General features: G+C 72.5%; 24 protein-coding genes. 9 read left to right on the top strand and 15 right to left on the bottom strand.

Annotated elements, in window-relative coordinates:
• The first annotated feature begins 147 nt into the window (after window positions 1-147).
• A complete protein-coding gene (locus HUN58_RS17115) occupies window positions 148-2,262 on the top strand; it encodes an acyl-CoA dehydrogenase (RefSeq protein ID WP_180225251.1) in 2,115 nt (704 codons plus the stop codon).
• A 152-nt stretch (window positions 2,263-2,414) separates the two neighbouring features.
• Here the strand turns inward: HUN58_RS17115 and csrA are convergent, their stop codons facing one another.
• From csrA to HUN58_RS17050, 13 genes are all read right to left on the bottom strand, one after another.
• Window positions 2,415-2,684 (bottom strand): carbon storage regulator CsrA, encoded by a 270-nt coding sequence (gene csrA / locus HUN58_RS17110; protein ID WP_180225250.1) that lies wholly within the window; start codon window positions 2,682-2,684, stop codon window positions 2,415-2,417.
• Window positions 2,685-2,688: 4 nt separating this feature from the next.
• Window positions 2,689-3,669 (bottom strand): hypothetical protein, encoded by a 981-nt coding sequence (locus HUN58_RS17105; protein ID WP_180225249.1) that lies wholly within the window; start codon window positions 3,667-3,669, stop codon window positions 2,689-2,691.
• Window positions 3,644-5,698, bottom strand: coding sequence for a flagellar biosynthesis protein FlhA (locus tag HUN58_RS17100; protein ID WP_114851101.1), 2,055 nt, complete (start codon window positions 5,696-5,698; stop codon window positions 3,644-3,646). Before HUN58_RS17100 ends, HUN58_RS17105 begins: the two co-directional genes overlap by 26 nt.
• Window positions 5,695-6,927: a flagellar biosynthesis protein FlhB gene (locus HUN58_RS17095; protein WP_114851100.1), complete on the bottom strand. Its 1,233-nt coding sequence runs from the start codon at window positions 6,925-6,927 to the stop codon at window positions 5,695-5,697. Before HUN58_RS17095 ends, HUN58_RS17100 begins: the two co-directional genes overlap by 4 nt.
• Window positions 6,928-6,931: 4 nt before the next feature.
• Window positions 6,932-7,708 carry a flagellar biosynthetic protein FliR gene (locus HUN58_RS17090; RefSeq protein ID WP_180225248.1) on the bottom strand — a complete coding sequence of 259 codons (777 nt, stop codon included), beginning with the start codon at window positions 7,706-7,708 and terminating at the stop codon, window positions 6,932-6,934.
• The gene (gene fliQ, locus HUN58_RS17085; RefSeq protein ID WP_058740403.1) at window positions 7,708-7,983 is read right to left on the bottom strand and encodes a flagellar biosynthesis protein FliQ; all 276 of its coding nucleotides are present in this window, start codon (window positions 7,981-7,983) and stop codon (window positions 7,708-7,710) included. The genes HUN58_RS17090 and fliQ overlap by 1 nt, the downstream gene beginning before the upstream one ends.
• Window positions 7,983-8,804 (bottom strand): flagellar type III secretion system pore protein FliP, encoded by an 822-nt coding sequence (gene fliP / locus HUN58_RS17080; protein ID WP_114851118.1) that lies wholly within the window; start codon window positions 8,802-8,804, stop codon window positions 7,983-7,985. The genes fliQ and fliP overlap by 1 nt, the downstream gene beginning before the upstream one ends.
• Window positions 8,801-9,325, bottom strand: coding sequence for a flagellar biosynthetic protein FliO (locus tag HUN58_RS17075; RefSeq protein ID WP_180225247.1), 525 nt, complete (start codon window positions 9,323-9,325; stop codon window positions 8,801-8,803). The genes fliP and HUN58_RS17075 overlap by 4 nt, the downstream gene beginning before the upstream one ends.
• An 8-nt stretch (window positions 9,326-9,333) precedes the next feature.
• The gene (gene fliN, locus HUN58_RS17070; RefSeq protein WP_180225246.1) at window positions 9,334-10,041 is read right to left on the bottom strand and encodes a flagellar motor switch protein FliN; all 708 of its coding nucleotides are present in this window, start codon (window positions 10,039-10,041) and stop codon (window positions 9,334-9,336) included.
• Complete coding sequence (locus tag HUN58_RS17065) at window positions 10,038-10,916, bottom strand: flagellar motor switch protein FliM (protein ID WP_141861453.1); 879 nt, start codon at window positions 10,914-10,916, stop codon at window positions 10,038-10,040. The genes fliN and HUN58_RS17065 overlap by 4 nt, the downstream gene beginning before the upstream one ends.
• A gap of 141 nt (window positions 10,917-11,057) precedes the next feature.
• Window positions 11,058-11,993 carry a flagellar motor protein MotB gene (locus tag HUN58_RS17060; protein WP_114851095.1) on the bottom strand — a complete coding sequence of 312 codons (936 nt, stop codon included), beginning with the start codon at window positions 11,991-11,993 and terminating at the stop codon, window positions 11,058-11,060.
• Between the two features lie 2 nt (window positions 11,994-11,995).
• Complete coding sequence (locus HUN58_RS17055) at window positions 11,996-12,820, bottom strand: motility protein A (protein ID WP_058740398.1); 825 nt, start codon at window positions 12,818-12,820, stop codon at window positions 11,996-11,998.
• Window position 12,821: 1 nt separating this feature from the next.
• Window positions 12,822-13,118 (bottom strand): flagellar FlbD family protein, encoded by a 297-nt coding sequence (locus HUN58_RS17050; protein WP_114851094.1) that lies wholly within the window; start codon window positions 13,116-13,118, stop codon window positions 12,822-12,824.
• Window positions 13,119-13,341: 223 nt separating this feature from the next.
• Here HUN58_RS17050 and HUN58_RS17045 point away from each other — a divergent pair, with 223 nt between their 5' ends.
• Both HUN58_RS17045 and HUN58_RS17040 read left to right on the top strand, forming a co-directional pair.
• Window positions 13,342-14,922 (top strand): UDP-N-acetylglucosamine 1-carboxyvinyltransferase, encoded by a 1,581-nt coding sequence (locus HUN58_RS17045; protein WP_246276429.1) that lies wholly within the window; start codon window positions 13,342-13,344, stop codon window positions 14,920-14,922.
• Between the two features lie 159 nt (window positions 14,923-15,081).
• Window positions 15,082-16,662, top strand: coding sequence for a Na+/H+ antiporter (locus tag HUN58_RS17040; protein ID WP_144801261.1), 1,581 nt, complete (start codon window positions 15,082-15,084; stop codon window positions 16,660-16,662).
• Here HUN58_RS17040 and HUN58_RS17035 read toward each other — a convergent pair.
• Complete coding sequence (locus HUN58_RS17035) at window positions 16,617-17,393, bottom strand: FadR/GntR family transcriptional regulator (RefSeq protein WP_141861445.1); 777 nt, start codon at window positions 17,391-17,393, stop codon at window positions 16,617-16,619. The genes HUN58_RS17040 and HUN58_RS17035 overlap by 46 nt on opposite strands.
• 86 nt (window positions 17,394-17,479) lie before the next feature.
• On the opposite strand from HUN58_RS17035, the gene HUN58_RS17030 reads away from it, so the two are divergent.
• The 6 genes from HUN58_RS17030 (at window position 17,480) to HUN58_RS17005 (ending at window position 22,629) form a co-directional block, all read left to right on the top strand.
• Window positions 17,480-18,412 carry a proline iminopeptidase-family hydrolase gene (locus HUN58_RS17030; protein ID WP_254631532.1) on the top strand — a complete coding sequence of 311 codons (933 nt, stop codon included), beginning with the start codon at window positions 17,480-17,482 and terminating at the stop codon, window positions 18,410-18,412.
• 100 nt (window positions 18,413-18,512) lie between these two features.
• A complete protein-coding gene (locus HUN58_RS17025) occupies window positions 18,513-19,904 on the top strand; it encodes an APC family permease (protein ID WP_144801263.1) in 1,392 nt (463 codons plus the stop codon).
• Window positions 19,901-20,845 carry an acetamidase/formamidase family protein gene (locus HUN58_RS17020; protein ID WP_180225245.1) on the top strand — a complete coding sequence of 315 codons (945 nt, stop codon included), beginning with the start codon at window positions 19,901-19,903 and terminating at the stop codon, window positions 20,843-20,845. The genes HUN58_RS17025 and HUN58_RS17020 overlap by 4 nt, the downstream gene beginning before the upstream one ends.
• Window positions 20,846-21,070: 225 nt before the next feature.
• On the top strand, window positions 21,071-21,316 hold the full coding sequence (locus tag HUN58_RS17015; protein ID WP_180225244.1) for a hypothetical protein: 246 nt from the start codon (window positions 21,071-21,073) through the stop codon (window positions 21,314-21,316).
• On the top strand, window positions 21,313-21,909 hold the full coding sequence (gene aroQ / locus HUN58_RS17010) for a gamma subclass chorismate mutase AroQ (RefSeq protein WP_180225243.1): 597 nt from the start codon (window positions 21,313-21,315) through the stop codon (window positions 21,907-21,909). The genes HUN58_RS17015 and aroQ overlap by 4 nt, the downstream gene beginning before the upstream one ends.
• Before the next feature lie 90 nt (window positions 21,910-21,999).
• On the top strand, window positions 22,000-22,629 hold the full coding sequence (locus tag HUN58_RS17005; protein ID WP_217488547.1) for a TetR family transcriptional regulator: 630 nt from the start codon (window positions 22,000-22,002) through the stop codon (window positions 22,627-22,629).
• Window positions 22,630-22,789: 160 nt separating this feature from the next.
• On the opposite strand, the gene HUN58_RS17000 is transcribed toward HUN58_RS17005, so the two are convergent.
• Window positions 22,790-23,347 (bottom strand): DUF6611 family protein, encoded by a 558-nt coding sequence (locus tag HUN58_RS17000; RefSeq protein WP_180225241.1) that lies wholly within the window; start codon window positions 23,345-23,347, stop codon window positions 22,790-22,792.
• Between the last annotated feature and the right edge of the window lie 100 nt (window positions 23,348-23,447).

Raw genomic sequence — 23,447 nt, 5'->3', positions numbered from 1 at the left:
CCGGCGCGTTTTGGAGGGTTCCCACCACGCGCGCGCCGGGCAGCGCGACGGTCTTGTGCGGCGGACACGGCGTTCACGCGACTGTCGGTCGCGGTGCCTAGCGTGGGTTCTGCAACACGGACAGAGCAGTTCAGGAAGGCTCCACGCATGGTCGACACCGCCCCCGCACGCCCCAGCTCGACGACCGCAGCCCCGGCGACCGAGGCCCCGAACGCCAGCGCCGCCGGCGACCCGGCGGCCGGCACCCCGGTCGGCTCGACGGACACCGACGTCCGCATCGACACGACGCTCCTCGGCGAGCTCCTGCTCGGACGGTGGGCCGAGGACCGCCGTATCTCCCGTCGACTGACGAAGGACCCCGCGGTGCACAAGATCGAGGGCCAGCCGGTCCCCGAGCACCGTGCCCGTGCGCTCGAGCAGCTCCGCATCCTGGTCGACGCCGGCGCGATCCAGCGTCCGTACCCGCTCGAGTTCGGCGGGCAGGAGAACCACGGCGGCAACCTCGCTGCGTTCGAGGAGCTGACCACCGCCGACCCGTCGCTCCAGATCAAGGCCGGCGTGCAGTGGGGACTGTTCGGCTCGGCCGTGCACCACCTGGGCACCGAGCGGAACCACCGCGAGTTCCTGCCGGGGATCATCCGCTTCGACGTGCCCGGCTGCTTCGCCATGACGGAGACCGGGCACGGCTCGGACGTCCAGAGCATCGCGACGACGGCGACCTACGACCCGGCGACGCAGGAGTTCGAGATCCACACGCCGTTCCGCGGTGCGTGGAAGGACTACATCGGCAACGCAGCCCTGCACGGCAGAGCAGCCGTCGTGTTCGCGAAGCTCGTCACCGCGGGCGTCGACCACGGCGTGCACGCCTTCTACGTGCCGCTCCGCGACGTCGAGGGCGCCTTCCTGCCCGGCGTCGGCGGCGAGGACGACGGCGTCAAGGGCGGCCTGAACGGCATCGACAACGGCCGGCTCTGGTTCGACCACGTCCGGGTCCCCCGCACGAACCTGCTCAACCGGTACGGCGACGTCGCCGAGGACGGCACGTACAGCTCCCCCATCGCCTCGCCCGGACGCCGCTTCTTCACGATGCTCGGCACCCTCGTGCAGGGTCGGGTCTCGCTCGACGGGGCGGCCGTGGTCGCGCAGAAGATCGGGCTGCAGATCGCCCTGACCTACGCGATGGAGCGTCGGCAGTTCCCGACCGGCGGCGGTGACGAGGGCGTGCTGCTCGACTACGGCCGACACCAGCGTCGCCTGATCCCCCGGCTCGCGACGGTGTTCGCGCAGTCGTTCGCGCACGAGAAGCTCCTGCGCACGTTCGACGACGTGTTCAGCGGGCGCGAGGACACCCCGCAGCGCCGCGAGGACCTGGAGACCCAGGCCGCGGCGTTCAAGTCGATGTCGACCTGGTCGGCGCTCGAGACCCTGCAGGAGTGCCGCGAGGCCTGCGGTGGCGCCGGGTTCCTCGCCGAGAACCGCCTCACCGGTCTCCGCGCCGACCTCGACGTCTACGTGACGTTCGAGGGCGACAACACGATCCTGCTGCAGCTCGTCGGCAAGCGGCTCCTCACCGACTTCCGCGCCCGCGCCCCGCGCGACCCGGCGTCGACGGCCCGCTTCGTCGCCGCCCAGGCGGCCGCGAAGCTCGCCGACGCGTCCGGCCTGCGCCGGCTCGGGCAGACCGTCGCCGACCGCGGGTCGCTCGCGGCCTCCGTCACCGACCTGCAGGACCCCCGGACGCAGCGCGAGCTGCTCCAGGGCCGCGTCGACACGATGGTGACCGAGATCGGACTGCGGCTCGCCTCGGCCGGCAAGGACCGAGCGAAGGCGGCGAAGCTCCTGAACCGCTCGCAGCACGAGCTGATCGAGGCGGCGAAGGCACACGCGGAGCTCATGCAGTGGGAGGCGTTCACCGACGCGATCGAGGAGGTCGCCCCCGGCGACACCCGACGCACCCTGGTCTGGCTGCGCGACCTGTTCGCCCTCGGGCTGCTCGAGCAGCACCTGGACTGGTACCTGCTGCACGGTCGGCTGTCGGCCCAGCGCGGTCGCGCGGTGTCGGCCTACGTCGACCGACTCGTCGCGCGCATCCGACCGATCGTCCCGCAGCTGATCGAGTCGTTCGGCTACGAGCCGGAGCACGTCCGGGCGCCGATCGCCCTCGGCGAGGAGCGTGCCCGGCAGGAGGAGGCAGCGGCGTGGTTCGCGGCCGAGGCCGCCGCCGGACGCCTGCCCGAGCAGGAGAAGAAGCCCCAGCCGTAGCGAGCCGCAGCCAGGGCAGGTGGCGGGGTCCCAGCCGGAGTCGCAGGAGCGCCGGGCCTCGGTCGGGGTCCGGCGCAGAACGCCCCGGTCGGGGTCCGGCGCGGAGCGCCCCGGCGCGGAGCGCCCCGGCGCGAGGTCCGGCGCAGAACGCCTCAGTCGGGGTCCGGCGCGGTGCGCCCCAGCGCCGCCCGCAGCCGCGCCTCGGCGTCGTCCGGCCCCGTGGCACCGGCGGACGCCGCGGCAGCTGCCGCCTCGGCGTTCGCCTCGGTCACGGCACGCACGACCTCCTCGCGCTGGATCTTCACTCCGCGCGGTGCGTCGATGCCGATCCGGACACCGTCCCCGCGGCTGTCGAGCACCGTGATGACGACGTCGTCACCGACGAGGATCCGCTCGCCGACCTTCCGCGTGAGTACCAGCACCCCGTCAGCCTAGCGACAGGACCGGGACCCCCAACCTGTGCACCGACTCCGGCGTGGCGGTCTCCCCCGCGCCGATCGCCACGATGCCCGCCACGGGCGTGCGCGACGCCACCGCCGACACCATCGCCACGGTGTCCTCGTGCTTCCGGCCGACGTCGACGACGACCCACACCTGGTCCGGCGCGAGGCCCGCGGTCGTCGCGACGTCGTCCCACGCGGCGACACCGAGCAGCGCCTGCCCGGCCTGCACGCCGGCCGCGCGGGCGAGGATCCCGGCCCGCCGGTCCGCGGCGTCGGTCGGCTGGAGCGCGTGCCGCATCGCGAAGACGCCGGCCGCTGCGTCGACGTCGGTCGGTCGGCCGACCAGCAGGACCAGGTCGCCGTCGGCGGACCGCACCGCCGGCACGACGGGGGCCGACAGGACCGGTGGCACCGCGCCTCCAGGCTGGTCGCCGGCACCGTCCTGGAGGCGCGACCCGCCTCCGTCGACCAGGCCCGCGTCCGGCTCGGGGCCGGCCCCAGCAGGTCCGCGCACCGGCACCGGCACGGGCACGGGCACGGATGCATCCGCTGGCACGGATGCGGGCACGGATGCCGGCACGGACGCAGCCGCAGCCCCGCGCGGTGCGATCCCGTCCGCGACGAACCCGTCGAGCACCGACGCGAACGCGTCGGCCCGCGCCGTCGCGGTGCCGTCGGAGCGGGCGGTGCGGTCCTCGGCCGCCTCGGCGTCGGCGAGGAGCGCGGCGATGCCGACCCGCACGACCGGACCGTCCGCGATCGCGACCCGCGCGACGGGCGGGGTGGTCGGGTCGGCGACCTCGACGACCGCCTCGACGTGGGCGCGGCGGAACAGCCCGCCGATGCCGGCGGACGTGACGCGCTCGGCGGAGACGATGCGGGCGCTGGTGCCGAACTCGGCGCGGACGGCCTCGCGGACCGCCTCGAGCGTCGGGCCCCTACGCAGCGATCGGATCGGCGGCACGGACCACCCCCACGGTCTCGATGGTGGAGCCCGCGGCGGTGGCCTCCTGGTACGACAGCACCGGCAGGCCGTTCGCCTGGGCGGAGACCATGCGGTGCACGGCCGGGCGGAGCTGCGGGGCGCACACCAGGACGGCGGAGAGCCCCTGTTCCTCGACCGAGCGCACGGCGTCGCGGAGGGACCCGAGGACCTGCTCGATGCGGTGCGCGTCGAGCACGATCTGGGTGCCCTGCTCGGACGGCCGGAGCCCCTCGAGCATCGACTGCTCCAGGAGCGGGTCGATCATGATCACCCGGAGCGTGCCGTCCTCGGCGTAGCGCGCGGGCAGGGCCGGACCGAGGGCGGCGCGGGCCGCCTCGACGAGTCCCTCGGGGTCCGTCGAGACCTTGGCCCGGAGGGTGAGCGCCTCGCAGATCCGGCCGAGGTCGTTGATCGGGACACGCTCGGACAGCAGGCCCTGGAGCACGCGCTGCACCTCGGCGAGCGAGAGCATGCCGGGGACGAGCTCCTCGACCGCGGCCGGGTTCACCTGCTTGACGCCCTCGGTGAGGACCTTGACGTCCTCGCGCGTGAGCAGCCGTGCGGCGTTGTCCCCGATCACGGCCTGCAGGTGGGTGACGAGCACGGAGACCCGGTCGATCACGGTCGCCCCGGTCATCTCCGCCGCGTGCCGGAGCTCGGCGGGGACCCACTTGCCGGCGAGCCCGAACACCGGCTCGACCGTCACCGCGCCGGGGAGTCCGTCCAGCTGGTCGCCGAGCGCGAGGACGCTCCGCGCGGGCGCGGTCCCCCGCCCGGCTTCGACGCCGGCGATCCGGATGGCGTAGGTCGCCGGCGGCAGGTCGATGCTGTCCCGCGTCCGGACCGGGGGCACGACGATCCCCATGTCGACGGCGATCTTCCGGCGGAGCGCGCGGACCCGGCCGAGCAGGTCGTCCGAGGCGCCGGACACCATGTCGACCAGGTCGGGGGCGAGCAGGATCTCGAGGGCGTGCACGCGCATCTGCTCGAGCAGGTCCTCGGGGCTGTCCGACGTGGGCGCCGCGGCCTCGAGCGCCTGCTGCTGCTCGGCGGCCTGCTCCTCGCGCTTCGCCTGCCGGGCGAGCCGCCAGCCGGCGAACAGCAGGCCGGCGCCGATGAGCAGGAACGGGAGGATCGGCATGCCGGGGATGAAGCCCATCGCGATCGCGGCGACCCCGGCGATCATGAGCGCGTTGCGGGACTGGGTCAGCTGCTTCGTCGCCGAGGCGCCGATCTCGGTCTCCGCGCCGGACCGGGTCACGATCATGCCCGTCGAGACCGCCATCAGGAGCGCCGGGATCTGCGTGACGAGCCCGTCGCCGATCGTCAGGATGCCGTACTTCGACAGGGCGTCGGTGATCGAGAGGCCGTTCTGCAGCATGCCGATCGCGATGCCGCCGATGAGGTTGATGACGATGATCAGGATGCCCGCGATCGCGTCGCCCTTGACGAACTTCGATGCGCCGTCCATCGCACCGTAGAAGTCGGCCTCGGCGGAGACGGCCGCGCGGCGCTCCTTCGCCTCGGCGTCCGTGATGAGCCCGGCGTTCAGGTCGGCGTCGATCGCCATCTGCTTGCCCGGCATGGCGTCGAGGGTGAACCGCGCCCCGACCTCGGCGACGCGCTCGGCGCCCTTCGTGACGACGACGAACTGGATCACCACGAGGATGAGGAACACGACCGCGCCGATGATCACCGACCCGGAGACCGCGACGTGGCCGAACGCCTGGATGACGTCGCCGGCGAACCCCTCGCCGAGCACGAGCCGGGTGGACGCGACGTTCAGGCCGAGCCGGAACAGCGTCGCGACGAGCAGCAGCGAGGGGAACACCGAGAAGTCGAGCGGCTTCTTCACGAACAGCGTCGTGAGCAGGATCACGAGCGCCAGCAGGATGTTGCAGATGATGAGCACGTCGAGCAGGAACGACGGCACCGGCAGGATCAGGAGCAGGACGATCCCGACGATGAAGACGGGGACGGCGAGCTTCGGCAGGTCCTTGCGGTTCATGCGGGAACCCCTTGCGGATCGGAGGTCGCGGACGACGACGGGCTGGGTGCCGCGTCGGCGGCGGGACGGGACGGGCGGAGCCGGCGCGGACGCAGGTCGCCGCTGAGGGTGGCGGGGTCGAGGACGGCGGCGACCTCGGCCGGGGTGGTCGGACGGGGTGCGGCGTGCGTGCCCGCCGCGGCACCGCGGGCCTTGAGGGCCATCACGAACGACAGGACGCGGGCGACGGGCGTGTAGAGGTCGACCGGGACCTCCTGCCCGAGCTCGCACGCGGCGTGCAGCGCCCGGGTGAGCGGGACGTCGCGGACGATCGGTACCCGGGCCTCCTCGGCCCTGGCGCGGATGACGTCGGCGACCGGCCCGGCACCCTTCGCGGTCACCCGTGGAGCGGACTTCCCCGGTTCGTAGCGGAGCGCGACCGCGTAGTGGGTCGGGTTCGTCATGACGACGTCGGCGTCCCCGATCGCGGCGACCATCCGGTTCCGGCTCATCGCCAGCTGGCGGGAGCGTCGCTGCGACTTCACGAGCGGGTCGCCCTCGCTGTGCTTCGACTCGTCCTTGACCTCCTGCTTGGTCATCATGGTGCGCTTCCGGTTGCGCCGGACCACCACGAAGACGTCGACCGCGGCGAGGAGCAGCCCCGCGGCGACGGCGGCGCGCAGGAGCGTCCCGGTGCCGGCCGCGGCGGCGTCGAGCACCGCGGACAGCGGCAGCGAGCCGCTCGTCATGAGCACGGGCACGAGCGACTGCACCGCGAACCAGAGCACGAGCCCGACGACCGCGGTCTTGAGCAGCGCCTTCACCCCGTTCCAGAGCGCCTGCACGCCGAACACCCGCTTGATCCCGGCGACCGGGTCGAAGTGGTCCGGCTGCGGGGTCATCCGACGGAAGTGCACCCCGCCCTGCGCGACGGACACCGCGGCGACCGCGACCGCGACGACGCCGAGCATCGGGCCGAGCGTCGCACCGATCGAGGCGAACGCGTCGACGAGCGCCTGCCGCGCCGTGGCGGTCGTGGGGTCGGCGATCACCCGCTGCACGACGTGCAGCTGCTCCTGCCCGGCCGAGGCGGCGCTGCCGATCGCGGCGGGCATCATGAGCGCCGCCGTCGCGATCCCGACCCAGGCGCCGAGGTCCTGGGACCGGCCGAGCTGCCCCTTCCGGTGCACCTCCTGCATGCGCTTCTGGGTGGCCCGCTCGGACCGTTCCCCGCTGCCGCCGTCGGACATGCCGTCACCCCCGCCCGGTGATCGCAGCGACGGCGTCCCCGGTGAGGGACGACACCACCGCGGGCAGGGCCATGAAGAGCGCGCCGGCGAACACGACGGTCAGCCCGATCTTGATCGGGAAGCCCATCTGGAAGGCGTTCAGCGCGGGCGCGACCCGGGTGAGCAGCCCGAGTCCGACGTCCGCCAGGAACAGCACGACGACGAGCGGGCCGGCGATCTGCAGCGCGGCGAGGAACATCTGCGACATCGCGGTGACGAGCAGCGCCGCGAGTGACCCGACCGCGAAGGTGCCGGGTGCACCGTCGGCGCCGACGAGGGGCACCGCGTCGAACGACCGGACGAGTCCGCCGACGATGAGCTGGTAGCCGCCGCTGGCGAACAGGAGCGCGAGGGACGCCATCTGGAACAGCCGGGTGAACTGCGCGCCGTTCACCTGGGACTGCGGGTCGAACGCCTGCGCGAGGGTGAAGCCGCCGAACAGGTCGATGAGCGCACCGGCGGACTGCACGGCGGCGAAGACGAGGAACACCAGAAAACCGAGCCCGAGCCCCACCGCGAGCTGGGTGAGGAGGGCGAGGAGGAACGCGCCGGTGTCCGCCTGCACGTACCCGGCGCCGACGTGCGGGGCGAGACCGATCGCCAGGGCGAGCCCGAGGACGACCTTGACCGTCGCCGGGAACGCCCGGTACGAGAACGGCGGCGCGATGACGAAGAACGCCACGAGCCGCACCCCGGCGAGCATCGTGGCCTCGAGCCGCGCGCCGTCGACGACGAGGTCCATCAGCCGGTCCCGAGCAGCTTCGGGATCATGTCGAACGCGACGTGCGTGAACGCCACCATCTCCGAGATCATCCAGTTGCCGCAGACGACCAGGGCGATCGCGACGGCCACGGCCTTCGGTACGAACGAGAGCGTGACCTCCTGGATCTGGGTCACGGACTGGAACAGCGAGATCGCGAACCCGACGACGAGCGAGGTCACGAGGACCGGGGCGGCGAGCTTCGCCGACACCAGGAGCGCCTGGAGCGTGAGGTCGATGACGGCCTGCTGGTTCATCAGTGCACCACCTGGTAGCTCTGGATGAGCGACTGGATGATGAGCCCCCACCCGTCGACGAGCACGAACAGCAGGATCTTGAACGGCAGCGAGATCATCACCGGCGGGAGCATCATCATGCCCATCGACATGAGCGCCGCGGACACGACGAGGTCGATCACCAGGAACGGGATGAAGATGACGAACCCGATGATGAACGCGCTGCGGAGCTCCGAGATCACGAACGCCGGGATCACGGTCGTCATCGGGACGGCGTCCATGTCCTTCGGGTTGGCCTGTCCGGCCGCGCGGGTGATGAGCGCCACGTCCTCCTCGCGCGTCTGGTGCAGCATGAACGTGCGGAGCGGCTTCGTCCCGACCTCGACCGCCGTCGCGAAGTCGACGTGCCCCGCCAGGTACGGCTGCAGGGCGTCGTCGTTGATGTGCCCGAGCACCGGCGCCATCACGAAGAGCGACAGGAAGAGCGCGAGTCCGGCGAGGACCTGGTTCGGCGGGATTCCCTGGAGCGCGAGCGCGTTCCGGGTCATCGCGAGGACCACGAAGATCTTCGTGAAGGACGTCATCATGAGCAGCAGCGCCGGGGCGACGCTGAGGAGCGTGATGCCCAGGAGCGTCACGACCGCCGACGACGGGCTGCCGTCCGGACCGTTCACGCTGACGCTGAAGTCCCCGGTCGCGGGCGGGGTCGGCGTCGCGGGAGCGCTCGGCTGGACGACCCCGGCGGCGTGCGCGCCGGTCGGGTCCAGGAGCAGCAGGCCGGCGAGCACCGCCGCGCCGAGCAGGACGAGCGTGACGAGGCGGCCGACGCGTGCGGCGGTCACCCGGCCCGCCGGTCGCGGAGCGCGGCCGCGGCCTGCCGCCACGTGTCGGCGGACAGGATCGAACCGTGCAGCTGACGGTTGGTCGGCACGACGGTGCGCTGCGGACGCCGGTTGCGCGGACGCATGGGCAGCGGCTCCGTCACCTCGGTCGTCTCGGCCGCTCCGACCGGGAGGATCGTGGCGGGGTCGTCCTGCTGCTCCAGCTCGGCGCGGAACCGGTCGGCGGACGTGACGATCGCGAGCTCGGGCTCCGGCGCGGGCGCCTGCCCGCTCGTGAGCAGCGCGACCCCGTGCTCGGACACGCCGAGGACGAGCCGCTCGCCCTCGACGTCGACCACGACGACGCTCGCCTTGCCCCCGATGCCGGTGCGCCCGACGACCTCGACGGACGCGGCGCGGCGGCCGCGGGCCTTCGGACGGCCGAGCTGCCCCTTCGACACGCGGCGGTGCAGCACCCACATCAGGGCGAGCACGACGCCGAGCGACAGGGCGACGCGGAGGACGATGACGAGCGTGTCCACGGCCGGGCTCAGACGCTCTCGGCGACGTCGAGGATCTTCGTGATGCGGACCGCGTAGTCCTGGTCGACGACGACGACCTCGCCGTGCGCGATGAGCCGACCGTTCAGCAGGACGTCCGCGGGGGCCCCGGCGCTGCGGTCGAGCTCGACGACGGCGCCCGGTTCCATGCCGAGCACGTCGCGGACGGACATGCGCGTGCGGCCGATCTCGACCGTCAGCGTCATCTCGACGTTGTTGATCCGGCCGAGGTTCCCGGTCGGCAGGGCGGGCGTGGCGGCCGGGGCCGAGACGGTGCCGTTCTCGCGGACGCGGAGGCCGAACCACCCGCCGGCGACGCCGCCGCCGGCGGTCAGTGCGAACACGACGGTCTCCGGGTCGGCGAACAGCGACGCGGCCGACTCGCGGCGGGCCTCGCCGAGGACCCCGACGCCGAGGACCCCGGCGGCGGCCTCGAGGGACGGGCGGAGGACGTCGGTGACCGCGACGATCCCGTGGTCGGTGCCGCCGGCGGCGACCACGGCCTCCAGGTCGGTGAGCACCAGGGCCAGGTCGGCCGACAGGCCGCCGACGAAGGACGCGACCACCGCGTCGGCCGCCGCTTCGAGCACGACCGCGGGCGCGCCTCCAGGCTGTGCCACCGCGGATAGGGGGGCCGCCGTCGGGAGCTGCGCCGCGAGCGACTCGGCGGCTGCGGTGTGGAGGGTGGTCGTGGTCATGCGTGCTGCTCCGTGGTGGTCGTGACGACGATGCCGGCGAGGCGCGAACCGTTCGCGCCGACGGCGGCCGTGCCGACGGGCTCGCCGTCGACGGCGATGGTGAGGGGGCGGTGCTGCGGGTGCGGCAGCGGCAGGACGTCGCCGACCGCGAGGCCGAGGACCCGCGCGGGGAGCACGGTCGCCGGCGCGAAGCGCAGGCTGACGCCGACCGGGACCGCTGCGAGCTGCGCGTCGAGCAGGGCCTTCGCGTCGGCGGCGGTGACGCTCGAGGTGTCCTCGCCGAGCTGCGGCAGGAGCGCCTCGGCCGGCAGCGCGAGGGTTCCCGGTGCGACGCGGTCGCCGACGCGGATCGCGAACGAGGCGACGATCATCAGGTCGCCCTTCTGGGCGGCCTGTGCGAACTGGCTGTTGAACTGGAAGCCGCCGGTCGCGACCTCGTGCGTGAGGAGCCCGCCGAACGAGTAGCGCAGGTCGTCGAGGGCGTCCTCGACGATCTTCCGGACGAGCGCCTGCTCGATCGGGGTGAAGGTGCGGTCGGGGGTCGGCAGCGGCTTCGAGGCGCCGAGGGCGTGCGACACCCAGGTCAGGGCGGCGTCGAGCGGTACCTGCAGCACGCCCTTCGGCGCGATGCCGGCGATCGGCAGGAGCACCATGCCGGTCAGGGCGGGCAGCGACGCGGCGTACTCGTCGTACGTCGTCATCTCGACCTGCTCGCAGGTGACCTGGCTGACCGCGCGGACCTTGGCGGTCAGCTGCGTGCCCCACTGCCGGGCGAAGGTCTCGAAGGCGAGCTCGAGGACCCTGGCGTGCTCGCGGGCGAGCGTCGACGGGCGCGCGAAGTCGTACACCTCGGGCGCTGGCAGGGTCTCGGTCACGGGTGCGTCTGTCGGCCGCCGGCGGGCGCGCGTCAGTGCTGGCCCCCGGACTGGGGCCGGTGGGGCGCGTGCGCCTCGTCGGTTGCCATCCCGCTGTGCCGCTGCGCCGGGGCGCTCCGGCATGTGTTCGCTCGTCGTGTGTCAGCCGGCGGCGCGTGCTCCGTCCTGCGCGGTCGCGAGCGCGGGCATCAGGCTGCTGACGTCCTGGTCCGCGTTCGACAGCACGACGATGTCGACGCGGCGGTTCAGCGCGAGGTCGGCGTCCGAGTCGCCCTTCGCGAGCGGGCGGCTCGACCCGAAGCCGACGCTCTGCACGTGCTCGCCGGGCATCCCGCCACGTTCGACCAGGTCGCGGAGCACGCCCGTCGCCCGGGCGGCGCTGAGCTCCCAGTTCGTGGCGTACGGCGCGGTCGAGTTCCGCTGGTCGGCGTGCCCCTCGACGCTCACGTCGTGGTTGCTCGTCCGCAGGACCGGCGCGATGGCGTCCATGATCCGCCGCGCCTGGTCGGAGAGGTCGGCGCTGTTCGTGCCGAAGTAGGTCTCGCTGCCGATCAGCCGGACCGTGAGCCCGCGGGCGTCGACCGTGAACTGCACGTTCGCCTGCTCGCCGGCCTTGTCCAGGTTGCCCTGGATCGCCGACTCGATCGCCTTCAGGTCGTCGAGCTCGTGCTGCGCGGCGGCCAGGTCGGCCTTCGACGCGACCGGCGGGACCACCGTGGACGCGGGATCGACGTTGGTGTCCTTCGCGCCGGAGGCCGCGGTGGAGTGCTCGGCCTTCGACTTGTCGGTCGCGTAGCCCTTGCCGTCCTTCGTGACCTGCGACTTCGACACGACCGTGCCGGACGCCGTGTCGATCTTGTCGGACTTGACCTCGCCGAAGCCGGTCGCGAGCGAGGTCTTCAGCGCGATGAACTTCTGCTGGTCGACCGACGACATCGCGAACAGGACGAGGAACATGCACATCAGGACGGTGATCATGTCCATGTAGGACGCCATCCACCGCTCGTCGGGGTGCTCGGCCTCGTCGTGGCCGCCGCGCTTCCGACCGCGTCCGCGGCCCCGGGGGTTCGCGCTCACGATCAGGCCGCCAGCTGCTGGTCGTCGACGTCCGCCGACGCCCGGCCCTTCGCGCCCTTGCCGCCCTTCGCGTCACCGCGGGCGGTCGGCGGGACCATCGCGGTCAGGCGTTCACCGAGCAGGCGGGGCTGGCTGCCGGCCTGCACGGCGAGCAGCCCCTCCATCAGGAGGGTCTGGCGGTCCGACTCGAGCTGCGCGAGCTTCTTGAGCTTGCCGCCGAACGGGAGCCACAGGAAGTTCGCGGTGAGCAGGCCCCAGAGCGTCGCGACGAACGCGCTCGCGATGAGCGGACCGAGCTCGTCCGGTTTGCCGAGGTTCGCGAGGACGTGGGTGAGCGACACCACCGTGCCGATGATGCCGACCGTCGGCGCGAAGCCGCCGAGGCCCATGAAGAACGCGCTCGCGCTCCGCAGCGGTGCGGCGTTCGACTCGATCTCGTCCTCGAGCAGGATCCGGAGCTCGTCCCCGTCGGTGCCGTCGGCGATGTTCTGCAGCGCCTTCTTCATGAACGGGTCGTCGTGCTTGTCGGCCTCCTGCTCGAGCGCGAGCAGACCGTTCGAGCGGGCGGTCTCGGCGAGCCCGACGACGTCGTCGATGACGGCCTGCGGCGGCGTGACCTTGCCCGTGAACGCCTTCGGCACCGCTTTGAACGCGGCGATCGCGTCCTTCAGGGTGGTGCTGGCGATGCCGCAGCCGATCGTCGCGCCGAACACGAGCAGCATCGGGGCGGGCAGGAACAGTCCGGCGAGCTCGACGTGCTCCATCTGCGCCATGCCGAACAGGGCGCCGAAGGCGACGAGGATGCCGACGATGGTCGCGATGTCCACGTCAGCGCCCCCCGTCCGCGCGAGCGTCGGTCGATCTGCTCGGCAGGGCCGCGACGGGTGCAAGGGAGTGGGGACCGCCCGAGTTCTGGACGGACTGCGCGTCGGTGCCGTACGCCATCCCGACGATCCGGGCGCGGTACGCGGCGACGAGGTCGATCACCTCGGTCATGGACTCGCGGACGATGTACTTCGCCCCGTCGACCATGATGAGGGTCGTGTCCGGCGTCTCCTGGATGCGCTCCACGAGGTCCGGGTTGACAGCGAATGCGCTGCCGTTGAGTCGTGTGACGACGATCATGGCCCGTCCTGGTTCTCGATCGTCCCGCCGCCGTCCGTGGGGCGGGATGCAGGCCCGTCCGTGGTCCTGCACCGGTGGCTATCGGCGGAGGTCCCGACCTCGTTAGGAGCCGCACCACACCCGTCGCCCAAGTTCTCATGGACGAGTTATTCCCGATCCGTTCCTGCGAATCAGCCCCGTGATGTCCCCTGTTTTATCTCATGAGCGTGTTAGCGTGACGCCCATGTCCGACACCACCACCGTCGTCACGCCCGCCGACCCGGCTGCTCCCGCAGCGGCCACCGCGCCCCTGCGCGAGGTCGGCGCGCTCATCCGCGGCGCCCGCAAGGGACGCAGCATGACCCAGTCGCAGCTCGCCGAGCGCGTCGGGACCAGCCAGAGCGCGATCAACCGGATCGAGCAGGGTGGCCAGAACCTGTCCCTCGAGATGCTCACGCGCATCAGCGAGGCGCTCGACCAGCAGATCGTCTCGATCGGCGGCGCACCGCAGCGCTCGCACCTGCGGGTGCAGGGCGGACGGAAGCTCAGCGGCTCGATCGCCGTCAACTCGAGCAAGAACGCCGCCGTCGCGCTGCTCTGCGCCTCGCTGCTGAACCGCGGCGTGACGCGGCTGCACCGGGTCGCACGCATCGTCGAGGTCGACCGGATCATCGACGTGCTCCGCAGCCTCGGCGCGACCGTCACCTGGTCGCCCGACGGCGAGGTCCTGGAGATCGTCGCGCCGTCGGACCTGCACCTCGACGCGATCGACGCGGACGCCGCGCGCCGCACCCGGAGCGTGCTGATGTTCCTCGGCCCGCTGAGCGGTCGGTACGGGTCGTTCCGACTCCCCTACGCGGGCGGCTGCGACCTCGGGACCCGGACCGTCGAGCCGCACCTCATCGCGCTGCGCCCCTTCGGCGTCGACGTCGAGGCGACGTCCGGCTGGTACGAGGTCGGCGTCGCGAACCAGGACGTCCCCGCGCACTCCGTCGTCCTGACCGAACGCGGCGACACCGTGACCGAGAACGCGATCCTCGCCGCTGCCGCCCGCGACGGCGTCACGACGATCCGCAACGCCAGCCCGAACTACATGGTGCAGGACCTCTGCTTCTTCCTCGAGCTCCTCGGGGTGCAGGTCGAGGGCATCGGCACGACGACGCTCAGGATCACGGGCAAGAGCCGGATCGACGAGGTCGTGGACTACTGGCCCAGCGAGGACCCGGTCGAGGCGATGAGCCTGCTGACCGCCGGCATCGTCACGTCATCGACCCTGACCGTGACGCGCGCGCCGATCGAGTTCCTGGAGATCGAGCTCGCGACCCTGGCCGAGATGGGTCTGCGCTTCGACGTCAGCGAGGAGTACTCGGCCGCGAACGGTCGGACCCGCCTCGTCGACATCACGGTCCACCCCTCGGAGCTGCACGCGCCGATCGACAAGATCCACGCGATGCCGTTCCCTGGCCTGAACATCGACAACCTGCCGTTCTTCGTCGTGATCGCGGCGATGGCCGAGGGCACGACGCTCGTGCACGACTGGGTCTACGAGGGCCGGGCGATCCACCTGCTCGACCTGACCCGGCTCGGCGCCAGTGTGACCCTGCGCGACCCGCACCGGCTCGACGTCACCGGCCCGACGCACTTCTCCGGTGCCGAGGTCAGCTGCCCGCCGGCCCTGCGTCCCGCGGTGGTCATCCTGCTGGCGATGCTCGCGGCGAAGGGCGAGAGCGTTCTGCGCAACGTCGGCATCATCGCCCGCGGCTACGAGCAGCTGCAGGAGCGCCTCAACTCGCTCGGCGCGTCCATCGAGACGTTCCACGACTGACCGGTCCCCGCGCACTCTTCGCGAAACGCCACGTGGGCGGTTCCTCGCAGCGGAGTACCGCTGCGAGGAACCGCCCACGTTGCGTCTTGAGAGGGATCGGGAAGAACCCGCAGCACCTCGGGCGTTGACTGACAGGTCGGACGAACCTCGAGGAGACACGTGCTCGGTCCTGAACTGGTGGTCGCCCTCGGCCTCGCCATCGCCGTGACGGCTGCCGTCGCCGACCGCATCCGCGTCGCGCCGCCGGTGCTCCTGCTCGTGATCGGTGCGCTGCTCGCGCTCGTGCCGACCTTCGGGACGGTGGAGCTCCCCGCGGACGCCGTGCTCCTGCTGTTCCTGCCGGCGCTGCTGTACTGGGAGAGCCTGACGACCTCGCTCCGGGAGATCCGGAAGAACCTCCGCGGGATCGTCCTGATGGGGACCGTGCTGGTCGTCGTGACGGCCGGGGTCGTCGCCACGCTCCTGCACCTGCTCGGCATGCCGTGGGGGCCGGCGTGGGTGCTCGGCGCCGCGGTCGCCCCGACCGACGCCACGGCGGTGGGCGTCCTGACGAAGATGCTGCCCCGTCGCAACGTCACGGTGCTCCGCGCCGAGAGCCTGGTCAACGACGGCACGACCCTGGTGGTCTACGGCATCGCGGTCGCCGTGACCGTGGGCACCCAGCAGCTGACGTTCTGGAGCGTCTCGTGGATGCTCGTGCTCTCCTACGTCGGCGGGGTCGCGGCCGGGCTCCTCGCGGCGTGGCTCGGCTCGCTCGTGCTGCGCCGGGTGGACACCGTGGTGCTCGAGAACCTCGTGACGCTGCTCGTCCCGTTCGCGGCGTTCCTCGGCGCCGAGGCGATCGGCGCCTCGGGCGTGCTCGCGGTCGTCGCGGCAGGCATCGTGGTGAGCCAGGTCGCACCGAAGCTCGACCGTGCCGAGACCCGGCAGCAGGTCCGCGCGTTCTGGTCCTTCCTGACGTACCTGCTCAACGGCGCCCTGTTCGTGCTCGTCGGCATCGAGGCCATGGTGGCCGCGCGGGAGCTCGACGCCCGCGAACTGTGGAGCGGCGTCGGGCTCGTGGTCGCGGTCTCGGTCGTGCTGGTCCTCGTGCGCTTCGCGTTCGAGGGCACGATCGGTGGAACGGTCTGGCTCGTCACCCGGCGCTTCGGCGGCGAGCCCCGCGAGGACCGCCGCGACCGGCTCGTGAGCGGCTTCGCCGGGTTCCGGGGCGCGGTGTCGCTCGCGATGGCGGTCGCCGTCCCCCGCACGCTCGAGTCCGGGGGCGCGTTCCCGGAGCGGGACCTCATCGTGTTCGTCACGGCGGGCGTCGTCGTCCTGACGATCGTCGGCCAGGCGCTCGTCCTGCCGGCGGTGCTCCGTCGGGCGGCCCTGCCGGAGGACGAGTCGGTCGGCGAGGAGCGGCGGCACGCCGAGCGCACGGCCATCGAGGAGGCGCTCGACGCACTCCCCCGACTCGCACGCTCTGCCGGTGCCGACCGTGCGACGGTGGCGCGGATCCGGAAGGACTACGAGGCACACCTGGACGTCATCGAGGCCCGCGCCGAGGAGGACGAGGACCACCCGGCCCTGCAGCGCCACGACTCCGCCGTTGCGCTCGAGCTCGCGCTCGTCCGCCACAAGGCGGCGACCCTCCTGCGGCTCCGCGACGCCGACGAGATCGACGACCTGGTACTCCGCCAGGTCCGCGCAGGCTACGACGCCGAGGAGGCGCGGCTCGAGGGCTCGACCCCACCCTGACCCCGCGCGGGCACCTGCCCCGCCCGCAGCATCGCCCGCTCGAGCAGCTCCAGGTCGATCCCGACGTGCCGCCGCGCGATCTGCCCGGCCGTCACCGTCGCCCCGTCGCACACGGCGTCGACGAGCGCCTCGTGCTCCCGGAGCGCCCGGGCCTCCATCTCGGCCATGCCCTCCGCGGTCCCCCAGAGGTGCGCGGGCGCCGCGATCGACACCTGCGACTCGAGCCCGGCCAGGGTCGCAGCGAGCACGTCGTTCCGTGCCGCGTCGATGATCGTCCGGTGCAGCACGGCGTCCGCCTGCTGCTTCGCGAGCCCGGACTCCGCGACCCGGAAGTCCTCGAGCCGAGCGCGGAGCGCCCCGCGCTCGTCGTCGGCGATCCGCTCGGCGGCCGCCGTGGCGAGGGCCCCGTGCAGCAGTGCGATCGCGTCGGCGGTCTCACGGATGCCGGCCCACCTCGCGGTCATCGTCCGCCCGACCGCCTCGGACGACGAGTCCGGCCACTGCGTGCGGACGAACGTCCCGCCGCCCCGACCGCGCCGGGTCTCGAGGAGCCCCCGGTCCACCAGGCGCGCGAGGGCGGCCCGGACGGTGACCCGCCCGACCCCGAGCAGGCCGGTCAGCTCGCGCTCCGGCGGCAGCCGGGACCCGGGCAGGTACTCCCCGACGGCGACCGCGGTGACGAGCCGGTCCTCGACCTCGTCGACCCGGCTCTCCGGCGCGCGTTCCGCCACGTCGGCCCCTCCTGTCCTGTTTCGTCCACGTTAAAGGACCGGAAAAGGTCTTGCAGCAGACCTTTACGGGAGCCATGCTGAGCGGCATGTCCCGCATCACCGAAGGCACGATGCCGTTCCGCGACGGCCACACCTGGTACCGCGTCAGCGAACCCGACTCCCCGACCCCCGGTGCGCTGCCGCTCGTCGTGCTGCACGGCGGCCCTGGCATGGCCCACGACTACCTCAGGAACCTCGCGGCGCTGGCCGACGAGACCGGTCGGACCGTCGTCCACCACGACCAGTTCGGCTGCGGGCGGAGCTCCCACCGCCCCGACGCCCCCGTCGACACCTGGGTCCCGCAGCTCTTCGTCGACGAGTACGCCGCGCTCGTCGAGCACCTGGACCTCGGCGACCACCACGTGCTCGGGCAGTCGTGGGGCGGGATGCTCGGCGCCGAGATCGCCGTCCGGCGGCCGGCACACCTGCGCAGCCTGATGATCTGCAACTCACCCGCGTCGATGCAGCTCTGGGTCGACGGCGCCGCCGAGCTCCGCGCGCAGCTGCCCGACGACGTCCAGGACGCCCTGACCCGGCACGAGCAGGCCGGCACGGTCGACGACCCCGAGTACCTCGCCGCGACGCAGGTCTTCTACGAGCGCCACGTCTGCCGCGTCGTCCCCATGCCGCAGGACTTCGTCGACTCCGAGACCCAGATGGAACAGGAGCCGACGGTCTACCACACGATGAACGGCCCGAACGAGTTCCACGTCATCGGCACCATGCGCGACTGGACGATCGTCGACCGGCTCGACCGGGTCGCCGTCCCCACCCTGGTCGTCGCCGGCGAGCACGACGAGGCCACCCCCGCCACCTGGCAGCCCTTCGCCGAGCGCATCGCCGACGTCCGCCAGCACGTCTTCCCCGGCGCCAGCCACTGCACGCACCTGGAGCAGCCGGAGGAGTTCCGCCGCGTCGTCGCCGCGTTCGCGGCGACGCACGACGACCACCCCACCGTCGCGGACCGGCCCACCTCCTAGGTCGCGACCCCACACCGGACGGGAGGCGCGGCACCGCCCCGCCACGATCCTCCCGTCCGGCTCCCCCCACCCACGCACCGTCTCCCCGAACGGAACCGTCATGTCGCAGCAGCACAGCGAGCTCTCCGCACAGCAGCAGCTCGAGGCCTACGGCTACAAGCAGGAGCTCAAGCGCTCCGTGTCCACCACCGACCTGCTCGTCTACGGGCTCGTCTTCATGGTGCCGATCGCCCCGTGGGCGATCTTCGGCACCGTCTACAACGCGTCGAGCGGCATGGTGCCGCTCGTCTACCTCGTCGGTCTCGTGGCGATGATCTTCACGGCGCTCGCGTACGCGCAGATGGCGAAGTCCATCCCGCTCGCGGGCAGCGTGTTCTCGTACGTCGGCCGCGGCATCCACCCCACCGCCGGGTTCTTCGCCGGCTGGGCGATCCTGCTCGACTACCTGCTCGTCCCGACGCTGCTCTACGTGTTCGCCGCGGAGAGCATGGTCGGGATCTTCCCGGGCACGCCCCGCTGGCTGTGGGCGCTGCTCTTCGTCGCGATCAACACCGTCATCAACCTGCTCGGCGTCTCGTCGCTCAAGCTCGCGAACCGCATCTTCCTGCTCATCGAGCTCGTGTTCGTCGCGATCTTCGTCGTCATCGCGATCGTCGCCCTCACCGGCGGCACCGTGCCCGGAGCCTCGTTCTCGACCGACCAGGTGTGGGACCCGGCGAAGGTCTCCGCGCCGCTCATCGCGAGCGCCCTGTCCATCGCGGTGCTGAGCTTCCTCGGCTTCGACGGCATCTCGACCCTGTCCGAGGAGTCCACCGGCCGCCGCGGGGGCGCCGGTCTCGCGATGATCCTGGCGCTCGTGATCGTCGCGTTCCTGTTCGTCCTGCAGACCTGGCTCGCCTCCGCGCTGGCCGCCGGCCGGGACGCGTTCCCGGACAGCGAGGTCGGCAACGCCTTCTTCTCGATCGTCGAACAGGCCTCGTCGAGCGGGTGGGCGACGGCGTTCTTCGCGGTGAACGTCCTGGCCGTCGGCATCGCCAACGCCATGGCCGCGCAGGCCGCCACGAGCCGCCTGCTCTTCTCGATGAGCCGCGACCGGCAGCTCCCCGCGTTCCTGCACAAGCTGAACGGCCGACAGGTCCCACAGAACGCGATCATCGTCGTCTCGGTGCTGTCCGCGATCCTCGTGCTGTTCTTCGTCGGGCAGATCGACACGATCTCGTCCCTGGTGAACTTCGGCGCCCTGTTCGGCTTCATGCTCCTGCACGTGTCGGTGTTCGTGCACCACGTCGTGAAGGGGAAGTCGCGCAACTGGCTGCTGCACCTGGTCGTCCCGCTCATCGGCTTCCTGATCATCGGCTACGTGCTGCTCAACGCCGCGGTCGAGGCCAAGGTCGGCGGCATCGTCTGGCTGGTCGTCGGTGCGGCCGTGTTCCTCTACTACCGTGCGACGGGACGGTCGACCGAGGTCGGCTCGGAAGGAGACCACGCATGACCCCCGACCACCACCTGCCGAACACCCTCGGCGTCCCCGGGTTCGACCCGGCACGCGAGCCCGTGCTCCGCATCACCCCGGGCACCGGCGAGACGATCGGCTTCGAGACGACCGACGCCGTGTACGCCGAACTCGACCGGCACCACGACCTGGCCCAGCTGCAGGCACCGATCAACCCGGTGACCGGCCCGGTGTACGTCGAGGGCGCGATGCCGGGCGACACCCTCGCGGTGCACATCCACGACATCGAGCTGACGACGCACGGCTGGTCGGTCTCGCTCCCCGGGTCCGGGGCGCTCCAGCACGTCATGCCCGAGGGGGTCTTCGCGCGCCGCTGCCCGATCGAGGACGGCGTCGTGCACGTGACGGACCGGCACGCGTTCCCGGTCCGGCCGATGATCGGCTGCATCGGGGTGGCCCCGGCCGAGGGCACGAACTCGACGATCATGCCCGCGTACGCCGAGGGCGGGAACATGGACGTGACCGAGGCCCGCCCCGGCTCCACCGTGTACCTGCCCGTGCGGGTGCCCGGCGCGCTCCTGTCGATCGGGGACGTGCACGCGATCATGGCGGAGGGCGAGTCGTCCTTCGTCGCGATCGAGGCCCAGGGCACCGCGATCGTCTCCGTCGACCTGCTGCAGGGCGGCCCCGTGCTCCGGGCACCGCGCATCGAGACGCCCGAGGAGTGGCTGTTCGTCGGGCTCGGCGACCCGGTGCAGGAGAGCGTCCGTCGCGGGTACGAGGACGCGTTCGCGTTCCTGGTCGACGAGCACGGGTGGAGCGCCGAGGACGCGTACGCGGTGCTCAGCGCCGTGGGCGACTCGAAGCTCGGCGGGCCGACGGGGTCCGGCGACCCGGACCCGCTGCACCCGTTCGCCGCGGCGGGTGCCGTGACGCTGCACCGGGTGCCGAAGGCGGTGCTCGGCGGCGCCGCGGGCTGAGGCGCGGCGGACGGCCCGGCCGACTGCGCTCCGCACAACGGGAAGCACTCCGCGCCATGGTTCGCCGTGGCGCGGAGTGCTCCGCGTTGTGCGGCGGCACGCCGCACAACGATCCGCCCGCCGCACTGGACCGCGGGCTGAGCGCACCCTCATCGCGCCGGGGCCGACCACGGCGGTACCTTCCTGTCGTCAGACGATCGTCTGGCGAAAGGAAGGAGCGGCGGCATGGTGCTGCACCAGGTCACCACGGTCTACCCCGGACTCGACGTGCCCGTGGTCGAACCGTGCTCGTGCGCGTCCGACGTCGACCACGTCGAGGTGTACCCGACGTGGAGCGAACTCGTGGTGGAGCCCCTGCGCCGGGCGATCCGCCGTCGGACGGAGGACGTGACGATCCGCTTCCTGGACGACGAGGAGACGGAACACCCATGGAACGCCACACCCGCACCGCTGGACGACGGACCGCGATGACGACCGCCGTGCTGCTGAGCCTGATCGCGACGGTGGTCGGCTCCGGCCTCGTCGCAGCCCGACCCGCGATCGCCGCGCCGACCACGTCCGACACCACCACCACCGCCGGCACCGACACCGGGCGGCTCTCGGGCGTCGGTGACCTCGTCGTCAGCCGACTCGCCCTGGCCGAGCCCGTCGCGGAGAGCAAGTGGCTGAGCGGGAAGCCGATCGCGGACCCGGCCCGCGAGCAGGCCGTCGTCGACGCGGGCGTCGCCCGGGCCCGAGCCGAGGGCGTCGACCCGGACCTCGTGACCCGGGTGCTCCGCGACCAGATCGCGGCGAGCAAGCTCGTGCAGCGCGGACTCTTCACACGGTGGACCCACGAGCCGTGGTCCGCCCCGACGACCGCGCCCGACCTGACCGCCGTCCGCACGCAGATCACGCAGATCGACGACGACCTGGTCGACCGGCTCGCGGCGGTCGCGCCGATCGCCGCGGCGCCGCGCTGCGCCCACGCCGTCGACGCCGAGCGACACCGGGTCGAATCCGGCCTCGACTCGCTCCAGCGCAAGGGCTTGCACGTCGCGTGGTCGAGCTTCTGCAACGACTGACAGGCCGGTACCGGTACCGACACCGCCGCGAACATGGCTCCTAGAGTGGTGCCGGGTCGACCCGACGGCCCGGCACCGACCAGGAGGACCGTGAACCGACGACAAGCAGCGATGGCGGCGTCACGTGGAGCGATCGTCGCCGCGGCGGGGGCCCAGTTCGCCCGCTACGGCTACGAGGCCACGAGCTTCGCCCGCATCGCCGAGGCCATGGGACGCCCCAAGTCCGCGATCGGGTACCACCTGTTCCCGTCGAAGCACGCACTCGCCGTCGCCGTGATCGAGGAACAGCAGGTCCGCTGGGTCGAGACGGCCGCTGCCGCCACGGACGAGCCGGCCGGGGTCGAACGACTGACCCGCGTGCTGCTCGACACCGCGCTCGAGACCCGCGAACGCCCCGAGGCGGGCGGCGCCGTCCGCCTGCTCCGCGAGCTCCTGCACACCGACGTCGAGGTCCCCCGCGGCTTCGTCTGGGCCGACTTCATCCGCGAGCAGCTCGACGCCGCCCGGCCCGCGGACGCCCCGGCGCTGCCCGACCGCGCCGAGGACCTGCTCCTCGAGGCGACCTTCGGCCTGGTCACGTCGGCCGCCACGACGACACCGGACGACCTCGTCGCCCGCCTCCGCGCGCTCTGGGTCCCCCTGCTCGTCTCCTTCGGCATCGCCGACGCCGACGCACGGGTCGCGTCCGTCGCGGACGCGACCACACGCGGCCCCGCCTGACGACACCACCGTCGGACGGGAGGCGCGGGACGGCCCGGCACCGTGCCTCCCGTCCGCTGGATCACGGGCCCGACGGTCGATCAGTCGTAGCCGAGGACCACCGTGCCGTCGTCCTCCTGCTCCGGTGCGGTCGGGAGGGTCGGTCGCGTCAGGACGGTGGTCACGACCGCACCCCGCGCCCCGGGTTCGCGGGGATCGCGTCCCAGACGTCACCCCAGACCAGCTCGAACTCGACCCGTCCGACGCGGTCCTGCCGGTGCGCCCGCTCGAGCACGGTGAGCGCGTCGAGCGACCCGTCGAAGAGCCGGCGGTCACCGTGCTCCTCGGGGCGGCCGTTGCCGTGGAAGGTCGTGACGGTCAGGGTCCGGACGGCCGGGCGGGTGCGACGGGTGGCGCGGGCGAGGACGAGGAAGCCGACGACGTTCAGCGTCACGGCGAGCCCGACGGCGACGAACGGACGGTCGTGCAGCACCAGGAGCAGCACGGCAGCGGTGAGCGGGCCACCGAGGCGCCAGGCGTGCCAGGCGCGGAGGAACAGGAGCTCGGTCGCGTTCGTGCCGGGCGGGTAGACCTCGAGGGTCCGGGCACTCCACAGGGCCCGGGTGACGGGCTGCACGGTGTAGCGGCCCCAGAGGTGCTCGCCCTGCAGGCTCCGCGCGCGGCGGCCCGGGGCGTGGCGGCCGCTGCCGGTCGCCGGTCGGTCGGTGTTGCTGTCCACGTCCAGGAGCCTCGCCCCGGGGACGTGCGGTGGGCCGGGTACTGACGGATCCCTCACGCGGCGGGGTCGGGTCCGTGCGGTCCGCTCACGTCGGGTCCGC

This window comes from Curtobacterium sp. Csp1 (genome assembly GCF_013347185.1).
Note: the sequence above shows the minus strand (reverse complement) of the source record. Positions and strands in the feature narration are given on the sequence as shown.

What these genes read in the sequence shown, in the direction of transcription:
- fliQ (WP_058740403.1), bottom strand. Translation starts at nt 7,983, where the DNA reads ATGAACCAGCAGGCCGTCATCGACCTCACGCTCCAGGCGCTCCTGGTG.
- fliN (WP_180225246.1), bottom strand. Translation starts at nt 10,041, where the DNA reads ATGACCACGACCACCCTCCACACCGCAGCCGCCGAGTCGCTCGCGGCG.
- HUN58_RS17030 (WP_254631532.1), top strand. Translation starts at nt 17,480, where the DNA reads ATGTCCCGCATCACCGAAGGCACGATGCCGTTCCGCGACGGCCACACC.
- HUN58_RS17025 (WP_144801263.1), top strand. Translation starts at nt 18,513, where the DNA reads ATGTCGCAGCAGCACAGCGAGCTCTCCGCACAGCAGCAGCTCGAGGCC.
- HUN58_RS17090 (WP_180225248.1), bottom strand. Translation starts at nt 7,708, where the DNA reads ATGGACCTCGTCGTCGACGGCGCGCGGCTCGAGGCCACGATGCTCGCC.
- aroQ (WP_180225243.1), top strand. Translation starts at nt 21,313, where the DNA reads ATGACGACCGCCGTGCTGCTGAGCCTGATCGCGACGGTGGTCGGCTCC.
- HUN58_RS17045 (WP_246276429.1), top strand. Translation starts at nt 13,342, where the DNA reads ATGTCCGACACCACCACCGTCGTCACGCCCGCCGACCCGGCTGCTCCC.
- HUN58_RS17115 (WP_180225251.1), top strand. Translation starts at nt 148, where the DNA reads ATGGTCGACACCGCCCCCGCACGCCCCAGCTCGACGACCGCAGCCCCG.
- HUN58_RS17095 (WP_114851100.1), bottom strand. Translation starts at nt 6,927, where the DNA reads ATGTCCGACGGCGGCAGCGGGGAACGGTCCGAGCGGGCCACCCAGAAG.
- HUN58_RS17020 (WP_180225245.1), top strand. Translation starts at nt 19,901, where the DNA reads ATGACCCCCGACCACCACCTGCCGAACACCCTCGGCGTCCCCGGGTTC.
- HUN58_RS17100 (WP_114851101.1), bottom strand. Translation starts at nt 5,698, where the DNA reads ATGAACCGCAAGGACCTGCCGAAGCTCGCCGTCCCCGTCTTCATCGTC.
- HUN58_RS17050 (WP_114851094.1), bottom strand. Translation starts at nt 13,118, where the DNA reads ATGATCGTCGTCACACGACTCAACGGCAGCGCATTCGCTGTCAACCCG.
- HUN58_RS17015 (WP_180225244.1), top strand. Translation starts at nt 21,071, where the DNA reads ATGGTGCTGCACCAGGTCACCACGGTCTACCCCGGACTCGACGTGCCC.